General features: G+C 37.2%; 16 protein-coding genes and 2 pseudogenes. 16 read left to right on the top strand and 2 right to left on the bottom strand.

What is annotated here, in order from left to right; translation table 11 throughout:
- Window positions 1–411 (top strand): TRAP transporter substrate-binding protein DctP (gene dctP / locus ACIQAA_RS31260; RefSeq protein WP_402627505.1); only part of this gene is annotated, 411 nt, incomplete at its 5' end.
- A 132-nt stretch (window positions 412–543) separates the two neighbouring features.
- Window positions 544–1095, top strand: coding sequence for a helix-turn-helix domain-containing protein (locus ACIQAA_RS31255; RefSeq protein WP_402627502.1), 552 nt, complete (start codon window positions 544–546; stop codon window positions 1093–1095).
- Window positions 1096–1302: 207 nt separating this feature from the next.
- Here the strand turns inward: ACIQAA_RS31255 and ACIQAA_RS31250 are convergent.
- A pseudogene (locus tag ACIQAA_RS31250) lies at window positions 1303–1398 on the bottom strand (IS3 family transposase); the annotation flags it as partial.
- A gap of 365 nt (window positions 1399–1763) precedes the next feature.
- On the opposite strand from ACIQAA_RS31250, the gene ACIQAA_RS31245 reads away from it, so the two are divergent.
- The 4 genes and pseudogenes from ACIQAA_RS31245 (at window position 1764) to ACIQAA_RS31230 (ending at window position 8434) form a co-directional block, all read left to right on the top strand.
- Entirely contained in the window at window positions 1764–2903 is a 1140-nt protein-coding gene (locus ACIQAA_RS31245; RefSeq protein ID WP_402627500.1) for a YibE/F family protein, read from the top strand.
- Window positions 2900–3685, top strand: a complete 786-nt coding sequence (locus ACIQAA_RS31240) for a YibE/F family protein (protein WP_402627498.1) — start codon at window positions 2900–2902, stop codon at window positions 3683–3685. The genes ACIQAA_RS31245 and ACIQAA_RS31240 overlap by 4 nt, the downstream gene beginning before the upstream one ends.
- Before the next feature lie 203 nt (window positions 3686–3888).
- A pseudogene (locus ACIQAA_RS31235) lies at window positions 3889–4177 on the top strand (DNA replication protein DnaD); the annotation flags it as partial.
- A gap of 147 nt (window positions 4178–4324) precedes the next feature.
- On the top strand, window positions 4325–8434 hold the full coding sequence (locus tag ACIQAA_RS31230) for a phosphodiester glycosidase family protein (protein ID WP_402627495.1): 4110 nt from the start codon (window positions 4325–4327) through the stop codon (window positions 8432–8434).
- A gap of 182 nt (window positions 8435–8616) precedes the next feature.
- Here the strand turns inward: ACIQAA_RS31230 and ACIQAA_RS31225 are convergent, their stop codons facing one another.
- Window positions 8617–9066, bottom strand: coding sequence for an outer membrane protein assembly factor BamB family protein (locus ACIQAA_RS31225; RefSeq protein WP_402627512.1), 450 nt, complete (start codon window positions 9064–9066; stop codon window positions 8617–8619).
- A 607-nt stretch (window positions 9067–9673) separates the two neighbouring features.
- Here ACIQAA_RS31225 and ACIQAA_RS31220 point away from each other — a divergent pair.
- The 10 genes from ACIQAA_RS31220 to hmpA all read left to right on the top strand — a co-directional run bounded on the left by ACIQAA_RS31220 (window position 9674) and on the right by hmpA (window position 20874).
- On the top strand, window positions 9674–9868 hold the full coding sequence (locus tag ACIQAA_RS31220; protein ID WP_402627492.1) for a hypothetical protein: 195 nt from the start codon (window positions 9674–9676) through the stop codon (window positions 9866–9868).
- A gap of 149 nt (window positions 9869–10017) precedes the next feature.
- The gene (pdxR, locus tag ACIQAA_RS31215) at window positions 10018–11448 is read left to right on the top strand and encodes a MocR-like pyridoxine biosynthesis transcription factor PdxR (protein ID WP_402627489.1); all 1431 of its coding nucleotides are present in this window, start codon (window positions 10018–10020) and stop codon (window positions 11446–11448) included.
- A gap of 315 nt (window positions 11449–11763) precedes the next feature.
- Window positions 11764–12507 (top strand): hydrogen peroxide-dependent heme synthase, encoded by a 744-nt coding sequence (gene hemQ, locus ACIQAA_RS31210; RefSeq protein ID WP_402627487.1) that lies wholly within the window; start codon window positions 11764–11766, stop codon window positions 12505–12507.
- Between the two features lie 40 nt (window positions 12508–12547).
- Complete coding sequence (locus tag ACIQAA_RS31205) at window positions 12548–14020, top strand: aminotransferase class I/II-fold pyridoxal phosphate-dependent enzyme (protein WP_402627484.1); 1473 nt, start codon at window positions 12548–12550, stop codon at window positions 14018–14020.
- A 28-nt stretch (window positions 14021–14048) separates the two neighbouring features.
- Complete coding sequence (gene deoC / locus ACIQAA_RS31200) at window positions 14049–14690, top strand: deoxyribose-phosphate aldolase (protein WP_402627481.1); 642 nt, start codon at window positions 14049–14051, stop codon at window positions 14688–14690.
- 390 nt (window positions 14691–15080) lie between these two features.
- Window positions 15081–15653: an SCO family protein gene (locus tag ACIQAA_RS31195; RefSeq protein WP_402627478.1), complete on the top strand. Its 573-nt coding sequence runs from the start codon at window positions 15081–15083 to the stop codon at window positions 15651–15653.
- Window positions 15654–15934: 281 nt separating this feature from the next.
- Complete coding sequence (locus ACIQAA_RS31190; protein WP_402627475.1) at window positions 15935–17098, top strand: aminotransferase; 1164 nt, start codon at window positions 15935–15937, stop codon at window positions 17096–17098.
- 93 nt (window positions 17099–17191) lie between these two features.
- Window positions 17192–18268 carry a bifunctional 3-deoxy-7-phosphoheptulonate synthase/chorismate mutase gene (locus tag ACIQAA_RS31185; protein ID WP_402627472.1) on the top strand — a complete coding sequence of 359 codons (1077 nt, stop codon included), beginning with the start codon at window positions 17192–17194 and terminating at the stop codon, window positions 18266–18268.
- Between the two features lie 258 nt (window positions 18269–18526).
- On the top strand, window positions 18527–19459 hold the full coding sequence (ctaG, locus tag ACIQAA_RS31180; RefSeq protein ID WP_402627469.1) for a cytochrome c oxidase assembly factor CtaG: 933 nt from the start codon (window positions 18527–18529) through the stop codon (window positions 19457–19459).
- 173 nt (window positions 19460–19632) lie between these two features.
- Window positions 19633–20874, top strand: coding sequence for an NO-inducible flavohemoprotein (gene hmpA / locus ACIQAA_RS31175; protein ID WP_402627467.1), 1242 nt, complete (start codon window positions 19633–19635; stop codon window positions 20872–20874).
- Window positions 20875–20980 lie beyond the last annotated feature (106 nt).

Below are 20980 nucleotides of genomic sequence, written 5' to 3'. Positions count from 1 at the left end.
TATGGAGAGGTTTATACGGCACTGCAAGCGGGTGTTATCGATGGTGCGGAAAGCAATGAAACTGCATTAACAACTGGAAAGCACGGAGAAGTGGCTAAAGAGTTTTCTATCAATGAACATACCATGATTCCGGATATTCTTGTTATGAGTTCTACTACATGGAACAGCCTATCTGAAGAACAGCAGAAAATCCTAACGGATGCAGCTCAGTCCTCTACAGATTACCAAAAGGAACTCTGGAATCAAGCGATTGAAGAGGCAATAACAGAAGCAAAGTCCAAGATGGACGTGAAATTCACTGAAGTAGATAAAGAGCCATTTATCGAGAAGGTTAAGCCTATGCATGAGGAATATAGCAAGAAAGATTCTACTATCAAAGAAATCATGGATGCTATTGAGGCTCTAAAATAAAGGGGAAAAGGTCAAGCTCCGCCTTGCTAAGTCGTAATGATAGGCGGCGGAACCATTTGCTTGGCCTTTTCTATTTTGGGAGTTTCAAGAGTGCCATCATTAATTAGTAAGCGATTTCAGTGAGGGGAATATATGAATCAGATTAGTTATTTGTTAAATCACAATCCAAATAATGTTATATCTTCTGCAATGGATAATTCTGAACTTCTTTATTATTATTCAGGTGCTCTTATAGTTATTTTCCAAACGGACAATCTAGACTCTATCAAAACAGAATTAATTAACATTACAAATGATATAGGCAAAGTATACCCAAAAGACAATGCCAAACAATATAGTATCGTTATAAATCAAATTATTGATGAGATTGATAAACATATAAGTAATCCTGATTTAACATTAAAATGGCTTGCTCAAGAAGTGATTTTTATGAATAAGGACTATTTAGGTAAGCAATTTAAAAAAGAAACAGGGCAAACCTTTACTGAATACTTAATGCATTATCGCATGAATAGGGCCAAGGAGCTTATCACTCAATCTAACCGATTACAGATCTCTGAGGTCGCAGAAAAAATAGGCTTTAAAAATAACCCTGCTTATTTTAGTAGGGCATTTAAGAAATTTACTGGTTTAACACCATTAACCTATCAAAAAAAAAGAAAAGTGAAAACACTCAATAGGTAGAGTATGCTATTTTGTTCCTACTGCACTCATTCTTAGGCGAGGTGGTAAGGCTATCATAAAATTATACTATCACTACCCACCCCATGTGGATTGTGTAGCATGAAACATACAAAATTACTCTATGACCTTATGCCAAGTCATGTAATGTTCATTAGAACAAAAAGCGACTGAAAATTCGATCAATCCCATAAAGATAGACAAATACCTTTATGCTACTTTTAAGACTTGAGTTCGGTATTCCACTGGACTCAGGTCTTTTAATTTTGCCTTCATTCGTTTGTGATTGTAATAGTAAATATAGTCAGCTGTCAGCTAATTAAATAAAACTAGATGCTGGAAGAAAAGGTTATTTATTTTATATCAAGCTTGTCTTATGTTACATCAAAGGGTTTTACCATAAAGCCATGCTGGTTTTATCTTTAAAAGTCTCCTCACTGTAGGGTTGCTCTTGTAATTCGTGTCTTAGCATGAATTAAAAGTGGGTGGAGATTAACTTGACGGTTCAAAATCATTCCTGTTATTCTTAGTCCATTGTAAACTATATACTTTTGTTATATGAACCTCCTGTGCAGTATTTTAAGGTTATCCTATGTCGTTGTTTTGCTACTAATAGCCTTATGTTAAAAATTTGTATATTGTATTTTATCCCAAAAGTTGGAGGTTTTTTTTTGAAGGTTATAGTAAAGTTATTTAAGAAAATGACTTACAAACAAATATTTTGGTACTCGATAATCTTACTTTTTTTTGTCTCCTCCGTTTTTTTTGTCTATCACAATCATTCATTTTACGAAAGACCAATAGCTGAGGTTATTGAAATAGAGTTGGGCGATTCTACGGAATTGATCGATTTGCATGAAAATAAAGATCGTCTTTTCACTCAACGGATCATAGCTGAAATAAAAAATGGTGACCACAAAGGACAGCTTATCCATTTAACAAATGAGTATTCCAAATCGGGAGCGTATGATCAAGAATATCATGTTGGAAATGAATTGTTTGTTTTGATTGATACGAAAAAAAAGGAAAATACAGATTTAATTGGAGACATAATGGAAGTAAAGCGCGATAAATATATATTGTTGGTAGCATGGGTGTTTATTTTTACTCTGCTTTTCGTGGGAAAAAAGCAAGGGTTGTTATCTATTATCAGCTTGGCTGTCAATGCCGTTTTGTTATCCTATGCATTGGATGTTTATTTGAATACATCAGGCATCAGTTTGTTATGGATATGCAGTATAAGTGTGATATTGTTTACGGTCCTTTCTTTATTGCTCGTTAACGGCTTTAATGAAAAAACATATGCCGCAATTGTTGCAACATTATTAGGAACTTTTGTCTCGCTGTTCATCACCTATCTTGTGATGTGGTTAACGGCCGAAAAAGGACTTCGATATGAGGAAATGCAATTTTTAACTCGTCCTTATAAAGAAGTGTTTATGGCAGGGTTATTTATCGGATCGTTAGGAGCAGTAATGGATGTGGCCATTACCATGTCTTCATCTATCTTTGGGTTGTATGAGAAGGATCACAACATTCCGGTAAAAGCACTTAAAACTTCAGGAATGGAGATTGGCAAAGATATAATGGGAACCATGACGAATATTTTGTTTTTTGCCTATATCAGCGGGTCCATTCCAATGCTTATTTTGTATTTAAAAAATAATTCCCCATTGATATTCACTCTTTCCATGAATCTATCATTGGAAGTGGCTCGGGCCCTGGCAGGCGGTATAGGAATCGTGATGACAATCCCAATAGGGCTATATACTACCATTTTTTTCGTTAATCGAAAGAGGGCAAGAAGATGAATGTATTATTGTGGCTGGCAGCCATTTTATTAATCCTGATGATTTTTATTGGCGGTGATAAAGGGAAAAGGTCATTTATTGCGATATTCCTAAACTTTGGAGTACTCTTTTTTACTATCTTTATTATGACAATTCCCCAAGCTGATCCTATTATCTTAACATTGATCGCGTCAACCGTGATCAGTTGCATAAATCTCTTTTATATTAATGAAGTGAATAAGAAAACCATCACTGCCTTCATTTCTACTATTATAACTGTTGTTATACTGCTCTTTTTTATTCTGATTTTGACAGAAAGTGCCATGATTCAAGGATTTGGTGCGGAAGAAGCAGAGGAGCTTTCCGTCTTTTCCCTTTATATTGGGGTGGATTTTGTTAAGATAGCTGCTTCTGTCATTATAATGAGTACAATTGGTGCCATTACAGATACAGCCATAGCAATTTCATCTCCTATGCGGGAAATGTTTCACCATCATCCATCCATAAGCAGAAAAGAATTATTTGCTTTTGGAATTAGTATTGGGAAAGACATATTAGGAACAAGTACGAATACGTTATTTTTTGCCTTCTTTGGAGGCTATTTGGCCCTGCTAATTTGGTTTAAAGATTTATCTTATACTCTTGAAGAAATCGTCAATTCAAAAATCTTTAGTGCTGAAATAATCACCATCTTTTGTGCGGGAATAGGTGTCGCTCTGATTATTCCGATAACTGCCTGGATCAATTCATATTTTTTAACTAAACAAAAAGAAAAGAACAAAATCATTAAAAAAGATATATAACAATGCCTAAACAAGCATTGTTTTTTCTTAAATGCTAAAAACACTCACAAATTTTGATTAATCAATGTTGTTTGTGAGTGTTTTTTTTTGTGAAAAAGTCTGAAGAAGGTTGGTTTAAATATGTATCTGAATGCATTCAAAAACAGGACATTCGTAGCGTCTATGAAACTGATTTTTGGAAGAATCCGATTGTTCTGGAAGAGATGACTCCGGAGGATAAGTATTTTTACCTCTACTTCTTACGAATTCAAATACGACTCAAATTGGGATCTATAAGATTACCAAAAAACAAATGGCTTTTGATTTGGGCTATTCAATTGGGGTGTTCATTCGTTAATGGAACGATTCATACACCATCACAAGGTAATTCGTTACAATCCTGAGACGAGAGAACTCGCCATTAAAAACTGGGGGAAAGATAACCTGCATAAAGCAGGAAAACCAGTCATGGAATGTATTTTTACCGAATTAAAGGAAGTCGAGGATACCTCGGGTGGTGACAGGCACCGGTTGGTACGAGCAAATCTTTACATCCAATTAATAGTAACTTAATAGTTTTGGAATAAAATGAATTTATCGTCATTTAGTGGAAGAATTGGTCATAATTTGACGATGTTTAATAGACTTAGGAGGTGCTGTATGAAGAGAAATTGGAAGAAAAGGTTTGTGCCGATCACTCTGTCAGTTGCTTTGGCTACGAGTATCATTTCTCCCAACCTGACGTCGGCCTTGGGTAGCTTTGATTTAAATTCTGCGGTTGTTCAAACACCGATCAACCTATATCAAGCTGACCTTGGACCTGGTGTGAAGGAAAAACATTATAGTTTTGAGGGGAAAGACGGTAAAAAGATTGAGAGTTTTGTAGTGGATGTAGATGTACATAATCCTAGTGTTTCGATTGAAGCAGGAACACCGAATGACGGAGAATCATATGGCCTTCAGCCGGTTAGAAAGCAAGCGGAATCCGCAAATGCGGATAACCATCAAGTGGTTGCTGCTGTAAATGCCGATTTTTATAATATGGCAACAGGGGAGCCGAATGGCATTGTATATAAGGATGGAAAAGCAATAAAAGCCCAGAATGGATCCTGGAGATTTTTTGGAATGACCAAGTCAGGTGAAGCGGTAATAGGTTCAGCCGCTGAATATGATGTCATGAAAGATCAATTACAAGAAGCCTTAGGCGGGAATGCAATCCTAGTTAAAGATGGACAAATCTATCAAACTCCGCAAACAGGCGCAGATAAAGAGCCTAGAACCGCAGTTGGGATTAAAGCAGACGGCGACGTATTTTTTGTCGTGATTGATGGCCGACAAGAGCCATATTCAGCTGGAATCTCTATGCCTGATTTGGCGCAATTAATGATAGATCTAGGAGCTGTGGATGCGTTAAACCTTGATGGCGGAGGGTCGTCAACTTTTACCACTCGTGAACTGGGCGGAGACAAAATTGAGGTTGACAACCAACCATCTGACCGTTCGGAACGAAGTGTTGCGAATTCTTGGCTGATTGTAACGGAAGAGCCTGCTGATCATGTTTTTGCTTCTGCTCATATTGAACCGTATGATCAATCCTTTACTCCTGGCTCAGCCATATCATTTACCGCGAAGGGAAGGGACAAATCCATGGCTTCCGCTCCATTGCCGACATCTGGCTTAACATGGGAATTATCGGATTCTTCCTTCGGGAGCATTGATGAGAAAGGGAATTTTACTTCGAACGGAAAAACCGGTCAATTCAATATCGTACTGAAACATCAAGGCAATGAGGTTGGAAAAAGTATCATTGAAATCGCCCAACCGGATGAGATGTCTTTCAGCTCATCAGAATTAACCGTTGCAAAGAATAGTGAAAGCAACCTGGGCTTAGTGACAAAGTTTCAAAAGAGAGTAGTAGATTGGAGTTTACAAGATATCGAATTTGAAATCCCAGAAGGTATGGGTACCATTGATGAAAACGGTGTGCTGCATTCAACTGATAAAACCGTTTCTGGTACGATCACAGCACGCCTGAAAGGTTCAAATCTATCAACACAAATCAAGGTTTCGGTTGGAAAACTTCCTGAAGTAATGTTTGATTTTGAGAAGGATCTTGGAAGCTGGAGAACAGCAACAGCCAACCGCGGCGAAAAAGGAACGCTTAGTTTAAGTAAATATCCAGCACCTGTTCGATTTGGCAGTCAGTCATTAAAGCTGGATTTTGATTTTACCAATGCACAAACAGGAACCACTCTTGGAGTTTATGCTGGACCAGGTACGAACACAGCCATTCCTGATGTTCCTTCAAGCATCGGGATGTGGGTGTACGCAACGCCGGAAGCACAAGGCTATTGGCTGCGAATGATGATTGTCGATGCTAACAACAAAAATCAAACAATCAATTTGACAGGGGAAAAGCCAGGGATTGATTGGACAGGCTGGAAGTACATTGAGGCCGAGATTCCTGCCTCCTTTACAGGACCATTCAAACTTCATGGGACACAAACCATCCGTTTAATGTCGACAAAGTCAGGAATCACCGGTCCGATGACGAAAGGTTCTATCTATGTTGATAATATTAGAGCAGTATACGGTGATAAAGTCGATGATTTAAATCCTCCTGTGATAGAGTCCATTAACGTTGACGGGAAAGAATTCACGACCAATGCTGTGAATCTGAAGGCAAACATAAATGAATATGAAAACGATCCATTTAAAACAGGAATCGATTGGGATAAAATAAGTATTTTCATAGATGGAAAGGATTATTCCAACCTGGAAGGGCATTTTTCATATGATATGGATGGCTCCGTGTCCTTAAGTGGACTAAAATTTGCCGATGGAACCCATCAGGTCACCCTTATGGTTCCAGATAAATTTGGAAACCAAGCTATTAAAACAGTCTATTTCACAGTAAACACCGGTTCAGCCAAGGTTGAAATCGTAAAAAAACAAGAGGAAGCGTTGCTGGGCGATGTGTTCGAGCTTGTGGTGAAAACAACAAATCCAGTTGAAATCTCTGAATCAGCCATTAAATTGCAACTTGATAAGAATTATCCAGTAGAAAGCGTTACTTTTTCCGAAGCCTTTAGCACTAGCACATCAACCTATGACAAGGAAACGGGAATTCTTACACTGAATCTTGTGAATAACGGCGAATCAGCGGCAGCTGCAGATGCGGCAACGATTCAAGTTCGCATACCTGAAAATACAAAGGAAGGCAGCTTGTTAACCTATGAAATCGCAGAAGGTAGTTTAAGCTATCGAACAGCGAAAGATCAAAGTTTTGTCTCTACCTATTCCATGAAACCTGCGAGCGTGGAGGTCAAAGGTGCATTCGAAATAGTTACAGAGCACATTTTAATTGGCAAGCCAACGGTTATGATGGTGAAAGATACTAAGAATGAATTTGTCGCTAATGCGGAAGTTTTTGCCGTGATTGATGATCATACTGTTTCACTTGGAAAAACAGACGAAAAGGGTTCTCTTCTAGTCGATTCTATCATTAATGAAGTTAATAAAATTGCTTTATATGCTGTCAAAGATAGAAAGTATTCATTCAAATTGCACACGCAGACCTATCCTTCTCTAGCGGCGGCAAACGAAATCAAAAATGTGATTAGCTCGCCTACGGGTGATCCTTTTAAAGAAAAAGGTTTCACATGGATGTCGAGTCCATTAGCGGAAGAAAAAACGGTAATCCAGTTTGCTAGAAAAACGGACTATGACAAGAAAGGCGAAAGTGCACTAGAAACGGTTACCGGATCATTCAGCAACCAAGTATTCTCTGGAGAGCAAGATATTTCGAAAAACGGAATCGTCCGCGTGAATGAAGTAAACGTAACGAAATTACAACAAGGTACGACTTATATTTATCGTGTTGGTGATGGCAAAAATTGGTCAGAACTACAAGAGTTCAACACGTTAAAAAGGAAGCAATCGTTTGAATTTGCGATTTTAGGAGACACGCAATCTCCTTCCGATTTGAGTGATTTTAATAAAATACTAGGGGATTTAGATCAAAAAGACTTGTCGTTCATGATTCATGTCGGCGACATGATTGATGAATCTTCTAAATTCAAGCAATGGGATGATACATTACGGACCATGAGCCAGTACAACAAGATCCGTTCGACTGACCTTGTAGCAGCTCTAGGAAATCATGAATACATGGGGGATGGTGATGGCCATTTAGCGAAAGCCATTTTCAACTCGCCTGAAAATGGTCCAGATGCCGATAAAGGCGGTACGTATTCAGTAGAATACAATAATATGCACATAAGTGTATTAGGGTATACGGATAATACCGAGATTCTGAACAAACAGCTGGAATGGCTGAAACAGGATGTACAGAATTCCGATAAACCTTGGAAAATCCTTGTTACCCATAAGCCGCCTTATTTCACCAATCCTTTTGGTGGAAATGCCATCATGAAAGAAAAGCTTCCGCCAGTTGTCGATGAATTAGGAATTGATATCGTATTCTCCGGCCATGATCATTCCTATGGCAGAACGAAAAAATTGAAGGCAGGCAAAGAAGACCCGAACGGAACGGTTTATGTAGTCGCCGGTACAACAGGTAAGAAACACTACGATGCCGTGGCAGATGAGAATTTTGACTATGTCAATATGGAAAACATTGCTGTTTCCATGCAAGCCAAGGTAGACAAAGATCAAATCACCTTCACCACTATTACTTCTGATGGTGAAACCTTTGATCAATTTACCGTCATCAATCCTGATTATCACGAAGAAGAAGAGGTTGAATAAGGAGAAAATAGAAAGAGTGCCAGACACCATCGGGTGGTGCCTGGCACTCTTTTCATTATTTCTATAAACTTCGTGCGGCGACAGTCACCGCTCGAACTTTTCCGTCCTGCCCTGCTGCGAAGAGAATGTTTCCTAATGAAGCAGGAGTAGAATAGGTATACCCTGTGGAGAAGTGGTATCGGTCAACGACTGAACCATCTTTTGGATTTAGTCCTATAAACCATACCATTTGCAAAAACAGGAGATGCGTTAAATATCCTTTGTTGTGTTGTAATCATCCAGCGCACTACACCGGTTGCAGGTTCAACCGCAAATACTTTGCCCCATTCATCGGCAAGAATTAAAAGTGGCTCTGGTTGTGATAGAATCAGCGGGCTTGAGTAAAGGAAGCCACCCTTAAGCCGCCAAACTTCTGCACCGGTCGCGCAATCCAGAGCATAAGCATTTGTTACATCTCCAACCAACACTAACTGGCGGTCATATGGACCCTTTGGTAAAACCGCTGCCTTGGATGCCCATGGGCTGTAAAGCAGTGTACGGTAAGGGGCAGCTTTAATTGCCAATGGTTTGGTCCAAATGGCCTTCCCAGTTGCCACATCCAACACCCGGACTTTGCCGTCCCCAGCACCGATAAATGCAAAGCGCCCGTTTATTCCTTCCTATAAGTAGATAGTGTGTTTCGGGCGTATAGACATTAGAGGAAATTTAAAAACGTGTATAGGCTTTAAGTCTATACACGTTTGTTATGGTGGAAAGTTTTAATTACTCAATCTTTATGCTAAACAAAACATCATTGAAGGAATCACCGGGACAATTCTGATTGGTTTTGGTATTAGACTATTTCTTGAAAAAAGCTCATAATTAGGTCATTCGACTTTTAATTTAATTTAAAATGTGCCAGGCACCCCTAAAAATAGGAGCTACCTGGCACTTTCATAATGTCCAATTTCTAGCCGGGATATTTTATTTAGTATGATTCTTATCAAACGACATTCAAATTAGGAATGTCGTTTTTTTTAAATCCTAATCATTAAGCCTTGTTTAACAAAACTGTCACAGGAAAGTGGTTGGTTAAAATTTTTGTTAATTGGATGGTTTTTTGTGGGTATATAAATACTATAATGAATTTATTTAGAAAATCGATGTCCTTAAAGGATAATCTATTGTTGAAGGGGGATACTGTGTTAGTTATTCTCCCATTTCTAAATAGGTTAAGAATATTCGTCTAAGAGGTGTAACATGAGTGTTTTGTATGTTTTAGTTATTATTATTTTATTAATTTCAATTGTTTCAACACTATTAATCACAGGAAAAAGTGATGAAAACTATAGCAGTTCCACAAAAAGAAATACCACAAATTTAACGTTAATTTATGTTGTGATCATTATCTTATCCTTAATTTCACTTGGAGTGTATATTAGATTTTTCGCATAAATCGCTATTGTTTTGTTACCTATTGACTTAATAATTCGATAGGTTATTTTTTATGGATTTTTCTATAGAAATAACTCAAGAGTAAAAATGTGAAATAGAAAAATAATAAAAGGTATCAATAGAAAAATAAAATCATAAGGGTGTAGTCAATGGACTGGAAACCAGATCGTAAAGCTAAAAAAGCTATCTATAAACAGCTTGCTGAATACATTGAAAATGGAATTGCAAATGGTACATTTCCGCCTGATAAACCATTACCATCAGAAAGATACTTAGCTAAGGAACTTCACGTAAACAGAAGTACAGTGGTTTCCGCCTACGATGAGTTAGAATCAAATGGACTGATTCAACGAAATAGAGGAAGCGGGACAACCATAAGCAAGGATATCTGGGGGATTACGAAGAAACGTATTCCGAGCTGGAACAGGTACATTGAAGCAGGATCATTTTTACCAAATTTACCTGTTACCCAAAGAATCCGAAAAGAAGCAGTCGAACATAAACTCATTAATTTAGCCAGTGGTGAACTATCCGAAGATCTTTTTCCCTTAGATTCTTTAAGACAGATAACGGCTTCTAGATCGTTTATCGGTAGCTTAGGATATGACCATCCACAAGGTAACCATATTCTTAGGGAGACCATTACAAAGCATGTAAAGCAATTTCGGAGAATTGAATCCGATCCTTCTTCGATATTAATTACATCTGGCGCCCAGCAGGCTTTACACCTAGTAGTACAGTGCCTGTTAAAGCCTGGAGATGCAGTGGCTTTAGAGGACCCTTCCTATTCGTATAATCTTCCGATTTTTAAATCAGCCGGAATACATCCATATTTTCTTTCAGTTGATAAGAATGGGATTAACCCAGATGAATTATTAACTTTACATAAAAAACATCGAATTAAAATGATATTCTTAAACCCTTCATTTCAAAATCCTACAGGGACCTTACTTCATGAAAAACAGAGGAAAGCGATATTAGAAATATCCTCTGAACATGGGATTCCTGTGGTGGAAGACGATCCATATAGTCTAACATCTTTTACGGGTGAAGAGGTTACAACATTAAAATCGATGGATATTCATGGCAACGTCTTATATATAAGCTCTTTATCAAAGATTGTTGCTTCAGGGTTAAGGATTGGCTGGATTATCGGACCAAAGCCAGTCATTGAAAGGCTATCCGACGCGAAACAACAAATTGACTTCGGGCATGCAAGCTTTACTCAATGGATTGCAAATGATTTTTTAGAATCGGAAAGTTTTCATTCACATATCAATCATTTGGTGAAGGAGTTAGAAAAACGAAGGGATCAAATTATCACTAGCCTTAATTTTTATCTAAAGGAACAAGTTGAATTTTCAATCCCTCAGGGAGGCATTCACTTATGGTGCCGGATAAAAAAAGACTTTAACGAAATGCAACTACTGGAGGAATCCATAAAAAGGGGAGTTATTTATGTCCCTGGTTCCACGATGGGATCCAAAAAGGGGTTTGTACGGTTTACATTCGCTAGGGAAGATGAGGAATCAATACATGAAGGAATTAAAAGGTTTGCAGAAGCTCTTAATTCTCTTTAACAACGATTCCTGCTTATATTTTCTTTGCCAAGAATCATGATTTAATCATGGTTCTTTTTATTTTGAAGTAAAATGGACGGTTAAAAAAGTGTCCAATTGGATGGTTATAAGATTTTAAAAACCTTTATTATGGAGAAGTGGATTTATTACTGCGTCCACTTAAATAGAAAAGTAATGATGATTGGTTTAACGTGTGAAATGATTCACAATTATTTTTTCACCATAGTAAGTGAGGTTTTTATCCTTTTAGAGAAGAACGTTTTGAACTAATTTACTTCGGTATCATTTATTTAGAAGCAAAGGGAGTAAGCCAAAATGTCTAATGCTGCAGAAACACTTGAAGGATGGTACTGCTTTAACGATTTTCGCAAAATAAATTGGAAGAGCTGGAGGTCCTTGAACGAGCATCAACGTCTAGAAATTCTTGAGGAAATAGTAGAGCTGTGGGACGAATGGACCGATAACGAAGAGAAAGGGAAAGGCAGTCATGCCCTCTTTCAAATTGTAGGGCATAAAGCAGATATCATGCTGATGTTCCTTCGTCCAACCTTAGAAGAATTATTTCGGATTGAACTAGCTTTCAATAAAACAAAATTTGCTGAGTATACAGAACAATCTACATCGTATATATCGGTAGTAGAACTTAGTAACTATCTACCTAAGGGGGAAGATCCATATAGTAAACCGGAAATAAGAACACGATTGTTTCCGAAAATTCCTACCACCGACTATATTTGTTTTTATCCCATGAATAAGCTTCGCAGCGGTAGTGATAATTGGTACATGTTATCAACCGAAGACCGTAATCAAATGATGCGAAGCCATAGCTTAATTGGAAGAAAGTACGCGGGGAAAGTAAAACAGATCATTTTAGGATCTGTCGGATTTGATGATTATGAATGGGGCGTAGCTCTATTTGCAGAGGACCCTATCCAATTTAAAAAACTTATTTATGAAATGCGTTTTGATGAAGTAAGTGCGAGATTTGGTGAGTTTGGTTCCTTTTTTATAGGAAAGTATGTGTCTAAACAACACTTTAATCATCTATTGCAACTTTGATTACGACTTCAATATGCAGATGAGAAAGGGTGTGTAAAAATTGGTTGACCAATTTGAAACTCCGTTATTTACAGCCTTAAAAAAACACGCAGAAACAAATCCGATCCAATTTCATATCCCAGGACATAAAAAAGGAAATGGAATGGATCCTGATTTTAGAGAATTCATTGGCGAAAATGCTCTATCAATCGACTTAATCAATATAGGACCTCTTGATGATTTGCACCTTCCTAAAGGAATTATAAAACAGGCGCAAGAGTTAGCTGCCAAAGCATTTGGTGCAGATTATACCTTCTTCTCTGTACAGGGTACTAGCGGGGCCATTATAGCCATGATTATGTCTGTTTGCGGACCTGGTGATAAAATACTGGTGCCTCGAAATGTTCATAAATCTATCATGAGTGCCATTGTTTTATCAGGAGCAATTCCTATCTTTATTCATCCTGAGGTTGATTCCTATTTTGGAATCTCACATGGAATTACACCAGATTCTATCGAACGGGCATTAGATTTTCATCCTGATACGAAAGCAGTTCTTGTTATTAATCCAACCTATTACGGTGTTTCGGGTGATTTGAAAAAAATAGTAAAAATTGCTCATTCCAGGGATACTCCTGTACTAGTAGACGAAGCCCATGGGGCACATATTCATTTTCATAGGGAATTGCCTTTATCTGCTATGGAGGCTGGTGCTGACATGGCTGCAACTAGTGTTCATAAGCTAGGAGGTTCCCTTACTCAAAGCTCAATATTGAATTTGAAGGGGAAACTTGTGTCTCCTAAAAGGGTACAATCTGTTTTAAGTATGTTAACAACAACCTCGACTTCTTATTTACTACTTTCATCTTTAGATGTGGCAAGAAAATCACTGGCAACTGAAGGACAAGCACTTCTAGAGGAAACGATTCGAAAAGCAGAAGAAACACGCTCGAAAATTAATGAAATTCCCCATCTTTATTGTTTGGGACGTGAAGTTTTGGAATCAAGCGCGGCAGTAGCAATGGATCCAACTAAGCTGCTAATCTCAGTAAAAGAGCTTGGTATCACAGGTTACGATGTGGAAAAATGGCTTCGTACTCGATTTAATATTGAAGTGGAATTATCTGATCTCTACAACATTCTCTGTATCGTCACTTCTGGTGATACGGAGGAAGATTTATTAACATTTATACAAGCCTTAACCGAACTATCCCAAGAATACAAAACACAGGTGGACAAGAATGTAGACAGCTCGGTTTTGTTGCCTGAGATTCCTTCGTTAGCATTGACACCGCGAGATGCTTTTTATGCGGAGACAGAAGTGATTCCTTTTAAAGAGTCAGCAGGAAGAATCATTGCAGAATTTGTAATGGTTTATCCACCTGGAATTCCTATTTTTATACCAGGAGAAATTATCACCCAGGATAATCTAGTATATACAAGGAAGAATGTTGAAGCTGGGCTTCCTGTACAAGGTGCTGAGGATATGGAACTAAAAAAAATACGTGTGATTATAGAACAGTTAGCCAATTAAATAAAAAAACGATAAGGCGGCGAATTAGATGAACTTAGCAAAATTAATCGATCATACATTACTTTCACCTGACACTAAAGAAAAAGATATCATTAATTTATGCCAAGAAGCAAAACAATATGGCTTTGCATCTGCAGTTGTAAATCCTGCATGGGTAAGCTTATCAGCAGAACTTTTGCGCGATTCGGATGTAAATGTCTGTACGGTTATAGGATTTCCATTAGGTGCGAACACGCCCGAAACAAAGGCATTTGAAACCAAAAATGCGATTGAAAACGGAGCCGTAGAAGTAGATACAGTGATAAATATTGGGGCATTGAAAGACAAAAACGATGCACTAGTTGAGGAAGATATACGATCAGTTGTGGAGGCTGCAAAAGGAAAGGCACTAGTAAAAGTTATTATTGAGGCATGTCTATTAACGAATGAAGAAAAAGTACGAGCATGCGAATTATCAGTAAAAGCTGGAGCAGACTATGTCAAGACTTCAACAGGTTTTTCTTTGCATGGAGCAACTGTTGAAGATGTTGCGATTATGAGAAAAGCAGTTGGACCAAATGTTGGAGTTAAGGCATCAGGAGGAGTTAAGAATAGTGAAGATATGAGAGCAATGGTAGACGCTGGAGCAACAAGAATTGGGACCAGCTCCGCTATAAAAATACTAGGTTAGTTGAATGATTGTTTAAAACTTTGTTATCTTCATTAAATTTTGTAGTAAAAGGTGGGGAATCATTTGTTTTTTGCATATTTATTTGTAACAGTTTATATTGTTGGAAGTACTTGGGCGACACAAGCTATCATGAAAGGTACCCAAAATGCTGATGAAGAATTTTTGAAGATTCATAATGTAAAATAAAGGATGAGAAGAAACATATAAGCTTTTTAATAACATACTAGCAGAGTAATTTAATAGTTATTTAGAGTAATTTCTTAAAAAGAAAACTGCTTAACTAGCTACCGATAGTAAAGCAGCTTTCTTTTTTTTCGATGTTTATGCTTTCCTTCATGGCGAGCTACTTACTTTTTATCAATTCTGATTTAATATAGGGGGAAAAAATTGATGAAGAAAATTGTTAAGATTATAACGTCGTTTTTCTTTGTTCTTCTGCTAACCAGCTGCGGAGAAGGAATAAAAGATCCTCTGAATTGGGAGCTAACCAACTTTTCGGCCATAACAGAAGAAGGAAAAAATATACGTTTAACCGATTTAAAGGGGAAGGTTTGGGTTGCAGATTTTATCTTTACCAATTGTGCCACCGTTTGTCCACCTATGACCGCTAATATGACCAAACTGCAAGGGATGTTAAAAGAAAAAGAATTAGATGTGGACATCGTCTCATTCAGCGTAGATCCAACCGTAGATACACCTAAGAAATTAAAGGAATATGTCATGAAATTTAATGGAGATATAACAAAATGGCATCTATTAACCGGATTTTCACAAGAATTTATTGAAGAATATGCTATGAAGAATTTCAAAACCATTGTAAAAAAACCAGACACAGATAACCAAGTCATCCATGGTACTTCTTTTTTTCTTATAGATCAAGATGGGAATGTCGTCAAAAGTTATGATGGAATGGATGTTCCTTATGACGATATGATTAAAGATATTGAGATTATTACTAAGTAATTAGATTCTGATGGTGTGGCGAAACTGTTGAAAATAATGTTGTCTTTTCGGGAAAGGATGGTTGAAAAAATAGATAATTGGATGGTTATTTTATCTGAAGTTTCTTTATTATAGATTAAAAGGTAATCTTAATGATTGCTTTCTAATTAAAGGTCTGTTCAGGAAGGAGTAGATTTGACAATTTTTATTACAGGGATAGGTAGGAGACCTTGCAAATTTTAGCTGCGAACTTGGGTATTAAGGAACAGTATATAAGATAATTAAAATGGTGGTATATATCTATGAAATCGTATCTTTCCTCCCGAATCGAACAAATAAGACCTTCTGGTATTCGTCGATTCTTTGATTTGGCTAATAGTATGGAAGGAATAATCTCATTAGGAGTTGGAGAACCGGATTTTACCACACCGTGGTCTATATGCCATGCTTCCATCCAATCTATTGAACAGGGATTTACTTCCTATACAGAAATAGAAGGTCAAATAGAACTACGTAAGGAAATATCGTCCTATATGAGTAACCGTTTTAAAGTTTCCTACTCACCTACTACAGAAATAATTGTTACGGTAGGAGGTAGTCAAGCATTAGACAGTTCATTGAGGGCTATTATAAATCCTGGTGACGAAGTGATGATAGTAGAACCAAGCTATGTTGCTTATAGGGCGTTGGTTTCAATGGCTGGGGGGAATCCTGTACCAATTGTTACTTCTTTTGAAAATGAGTTTAAACCTCAACCCGAACAAATTAAACAAGCGATTTCCCCAAGAACAAAGGCAATTATTCTTTGTTTTCCGAACAACCCTACAGGAAGTTTGTTGAACCAACAGGAATTAGAAGCAATAGCTGAAATTATCGTAGAACATGATTTGTTAGTTATTACTGATGAAATCTATGCTGAGTTGACATATGAAGACGACACCTTTTACTCGATAGCCTCTATTAAGCGAATGAGAGACCGGACCATTCTTGTATCCGGATTTTCAAAAGCTTTTGCAATGACTGGATGGAGATTAGGTTTTATATGTGCTCCAGAATGGTTAACGCAACCGATATTAAAGGTCCTTCAACACACAATCATTAGTGCTTCAACCATAACTCAATATGGAGCGATTGAGGCGTTAAAAAATGGACAAGAATATATAGTTGAGATGAGAAATTCCTATCGTAAACGTCGGAATTTTTTAGTAAAACAACTGAATGAAATGGGTTTACATTGTCATTTGCCAGAAGGGGCTTTCTACGTTTTTCCATCGATTCGCCAAACTGGGCTAACGTCAGAACAGTTTGCGGAAAAACTTTTAACTCGATATAAGGTAGCGGTTGTACCCGGAAATGCATTCGGTGATAGTGGAGAAGGGTATATACGCTGCTCTTATGCAACTTCAATGGAAAAACTGAAAGTGGCGATGGAAAGAATGAGAAAATTTGTTGGGGATGTAAAATAAGACCCTAAACCGATTTGAGAAAATCATTTGTATTAAATCCTAATAAATAGTTGTCCGTTCAAAAATATGTTTTATAAAGGAAGAGGAAGAATTATGGCTAATGACAAATTAGATCAATTAAGAACGAGAGTTGACGAATTAAACTTGGAGTTATTGACGCTCATGAATGAAAGGGCACGACTAGTTCAGAGAATTGGAGAGATTAAAGAGAATCAGGGGGTATTCCGTTACGATCCAGTCCGTGAAAGAACGATGCTCGATACCATTAAAGAAAATAATGATGGACCATTCGACAATTCAACAATCGATCATATTTTTAAGGAAATTTTTAAAGCTAGTTTGGATTTACAAAAAGATGATCATAAGAAAGTATTACTTGTTTCACGTAAGAAAAAGCCTGAAGACACTATTGTTACATTAAAAGATGAAGAAATTGGGGACGGAAAGACTCACTTTGTCTTTGGACCATGTTCAGTTGAGTCATATGACCAAGTAGCATTAGTTGCAAAATCGATGAAAGAAAAAGGTCTAAGGCTTCTTCGCGGTGGAGCCTATAAGCCTAGGACTTCTCCATACGATTTCCAAGGATTGGGTGTAGAAGGATTAAAAATATTAAAACGTGTTGCTGATGAGTTTGATTTGGCTGTTATTAGTGAAATTGTAAGTCCTGCAGATATTGAATTTGCTTTAGATTATATTGATGTGATTCAAATTGGCGCTCGGAATATGCAAAACTTTGAATTATTAAAAGCAGCAGGTGCAGTTAAAAAGCCTGTTTTATTAAAGAGGGGGTTTGCAGCAACAATTGAAGAATTTATCAATGCTGCAGAGTACATTATGGCTCAAGGTAATGATAAAATCATTCTTTGTGAGAGAGGCATTAGAACTTACGAAAAAGCTACAAGAAATACGCTTGATATTTCTGCCGTTCCTATTTTGAAACAAGAAACACATTTACCGGTTATGGTAGATGTTACTCACTCAACAGGTAGAAGAGATTTACTTCTACCAACAGCTAAGGCTGCGATTGCTATTGGAGCAGATGGCGTTATGGCTGAAGTTCATCCGGATCCTGCCGTTGCCCTATCAGATTCTCAACAGCAAATGGATCTTGATCAATTTAATAAATTCTATAATGAATTACTTGCATCTAACTTACTCATGGTATAGGAATGTTACCAATTTTTATTAACAATGAAGAAACGCAGAGCTCTTTGTTTTTGCGTTTTTTTTTGTTTATGGAAGCCTGTTTGTTTCTTGAAATTTTATAGTTGAATGAGGCTACTATGCTTGTTGGTATTGTAACGGTTAATCAATAAATGCTTAAAGAATAAAAATATTGATAAAATTGGATGGCTAAAATAGTATGGATTTGGATGGTATAATCTTTGGTCTTTCTATTATCATAGGAATAGGAGGAATCGAAGTATGGCTATATTTTATTTATTTGACTTTCGCTCACTGTGGAGCCCGTTTTTCTCCATGTATTTATTCTTGATATTATTTCTATATTACCTAATTACAGTGAAATATAGGAAATGTTTTAAACAGAGTGAACCTCTTTCAAAAAATCAGGCGGCCTTTTTCATAGGATTCATTCTTCTTTTGTATCTGATTAAAGGTTCGCCCATTGACTTGATGAGCCACATGATGCTGACGATGCACATGGTTCAAATGGCGTTCCTCGTATTAATTATACCCATTCTCTTTATTAAAGGGATACCTGACTGGTTATGGAAAACGGTGATAAACATCAAGCTGATAAAACCTTTGTTTCGTTTTTTTACTAAACCGTTGATCTCTATGCTTTTGTTTAATGTTTTATTTTCATTCTACCATATCCCGCTGATTCTAGATTTTTCAAAAACGAATAATTTCTATCATGCTCTCATGCATTCACTATTATTCTTTCTTGCCATTTTCCTGTTTTGGCCTGTACTAAATAATTTGAATGAATCCATAGCAATGTCAGGAATTCTTAAGACAGGATATATTTTTGCAAATGGTGCACTAATGCTGCCAGCTTGTGCGCTAATAATCTTTGCAGATAAACCCATATATCAGACTTATTCCAACCCTGAGACGTGGTTTAATGCATTGGCTTTATGCGCAACACCGTCATCATTATTAAGGCTCGAATCCGCCGGCCCGGAGCTGTTGAAAATCTTTAATCCATTAGGTCCTCTTCATGACCAACAGCTCGGTGGCATACTGATGAAGACGGTACAGGAAATTGTATATGGGGTCATTATAGCTATAATTTTTGCTGATTGGTACCGTAAGGACCAAAAGGAAGCACTAGAAGAAGAAAGAAAGGCGTACAATCTTAAAAATAATAACAAGGAAATCGCAAATCAATAAATATAAGGTGATAACAAGGACGCAAGGCTAAAAAGCTCTTGCGTTTTTTTTATGAGAAAAATTATTAAATAATAATAATAATAATAATATGTGATTTGAATCACTTATTCGAGGTTATATATTTTATATAATCACTATGTAAATAGTGTTAACTACAAAAAGGAGTGTTTTTCATGTTAGATAAAAAGGCAATTGATATTGTTAAATCCACAGTACCCGTATTAGAAAAGCATGGGGAAGCAATTACTACTCGCTTCTATCAATTAATGTTTGGTAACCATCCTGAATTACTCAATATTTTTAACCATGCAAACCAAAAACAGAGCAGACAACAAAAGGCGCTTGCAAGTGCCGTCTATGCAGCCGCAATGTATATTGATAACCTTGAAGCGATTCTTCCAGTGGTTAAGCAAATTGGGCAAAAACATAGAAGTCTTGGAATTAAACCAGAACATTATCCGATTGTCGGAAAGCATCTTTTATTAGCCATTAAGGATGTTTTGGGAGATGCAGCTACCGATGAAATCATGGATGCGTGGGGAAAGGCATACGGCGAAATTTCTAATGCATTTATCAGTTTAGAAGCTGAGATGTATAACGAGGCGTCTAGTCAGCTAGGTGGATGGGACGGTTTCCGCAGCTTTATTGTTGATCGTAAAGTAAAAGAAAGTGAAGTCATTACTTCTTTCTACTTAAAACCAGAAGACGCAAACGAGCTTGCTTCTTTTCTACCCGGTCAGTACATCAGTGTTAAAGTAGAAATGGAAGGGGAGGAATATACCCATATCCGTCAATATAGTTTATCTGATTCTCCAGGAAAAGACTATTACCGAATTAGTGTAAAGAGAGAAGCAGGTACATCCCAACCTGATGGAATCGTTTCTAACTATCTTCATGATAAGGTGAAAGAAGGGGACATTCTAAAGGTAAGTGCACCTGCAGGAGACTTTGTTCTTGATACTATCCGTAATACCCCTGTTGTATTGTTAAGTGGAGGTGTTGGTTTAACTCCAATGGTTAGTATGTTAAAAACAGTCGTTGATGTACAGCCAGAACGGAATGTTACCTTTATCCATGCATCTCAAAATGGTAAAGTTCATGCACTAAGGAAAGATGTAGACGCGGTGTCAGCGCTTGATAATGTTAATTCAGTTGTTTTTTACGATTCACCAACTGAAGAAGACCGGGTTAACAATCGATTTAATGTAGAAGGGTATGTAACACGGGATTGGCTTGAAAAAAATGTACCCGTTAAGGATGCCGACTTTTATTTCTGTGGTCCAGTGCCGTTTATGAAAGCAATCAATCGGTCCTTAAAGGAATTGGGAGTTAGAGAAGAACAAATCCATTTCGAATTTTTTGGTCCTATGGACAGCCTCGAAGAACAAGAAAAAGAAGAACTTGTTACTGTATAAGGTTTTGTAAAACATGTTATTCAAAGACCGGTTTCCAATGGGAATCGGTTTTTTGTTTGACTACTTGTCACGGAATATAGCACTAATTCGTTATATATATGAAGGT

This window comes from Neobacillus sp. NPDC093182 (assembly GCF_044754045.1).
Note: the sequence above shows the minus strand (reverse complement) of the source record. Positions and strands in the feature narration are given on the sequence as shown.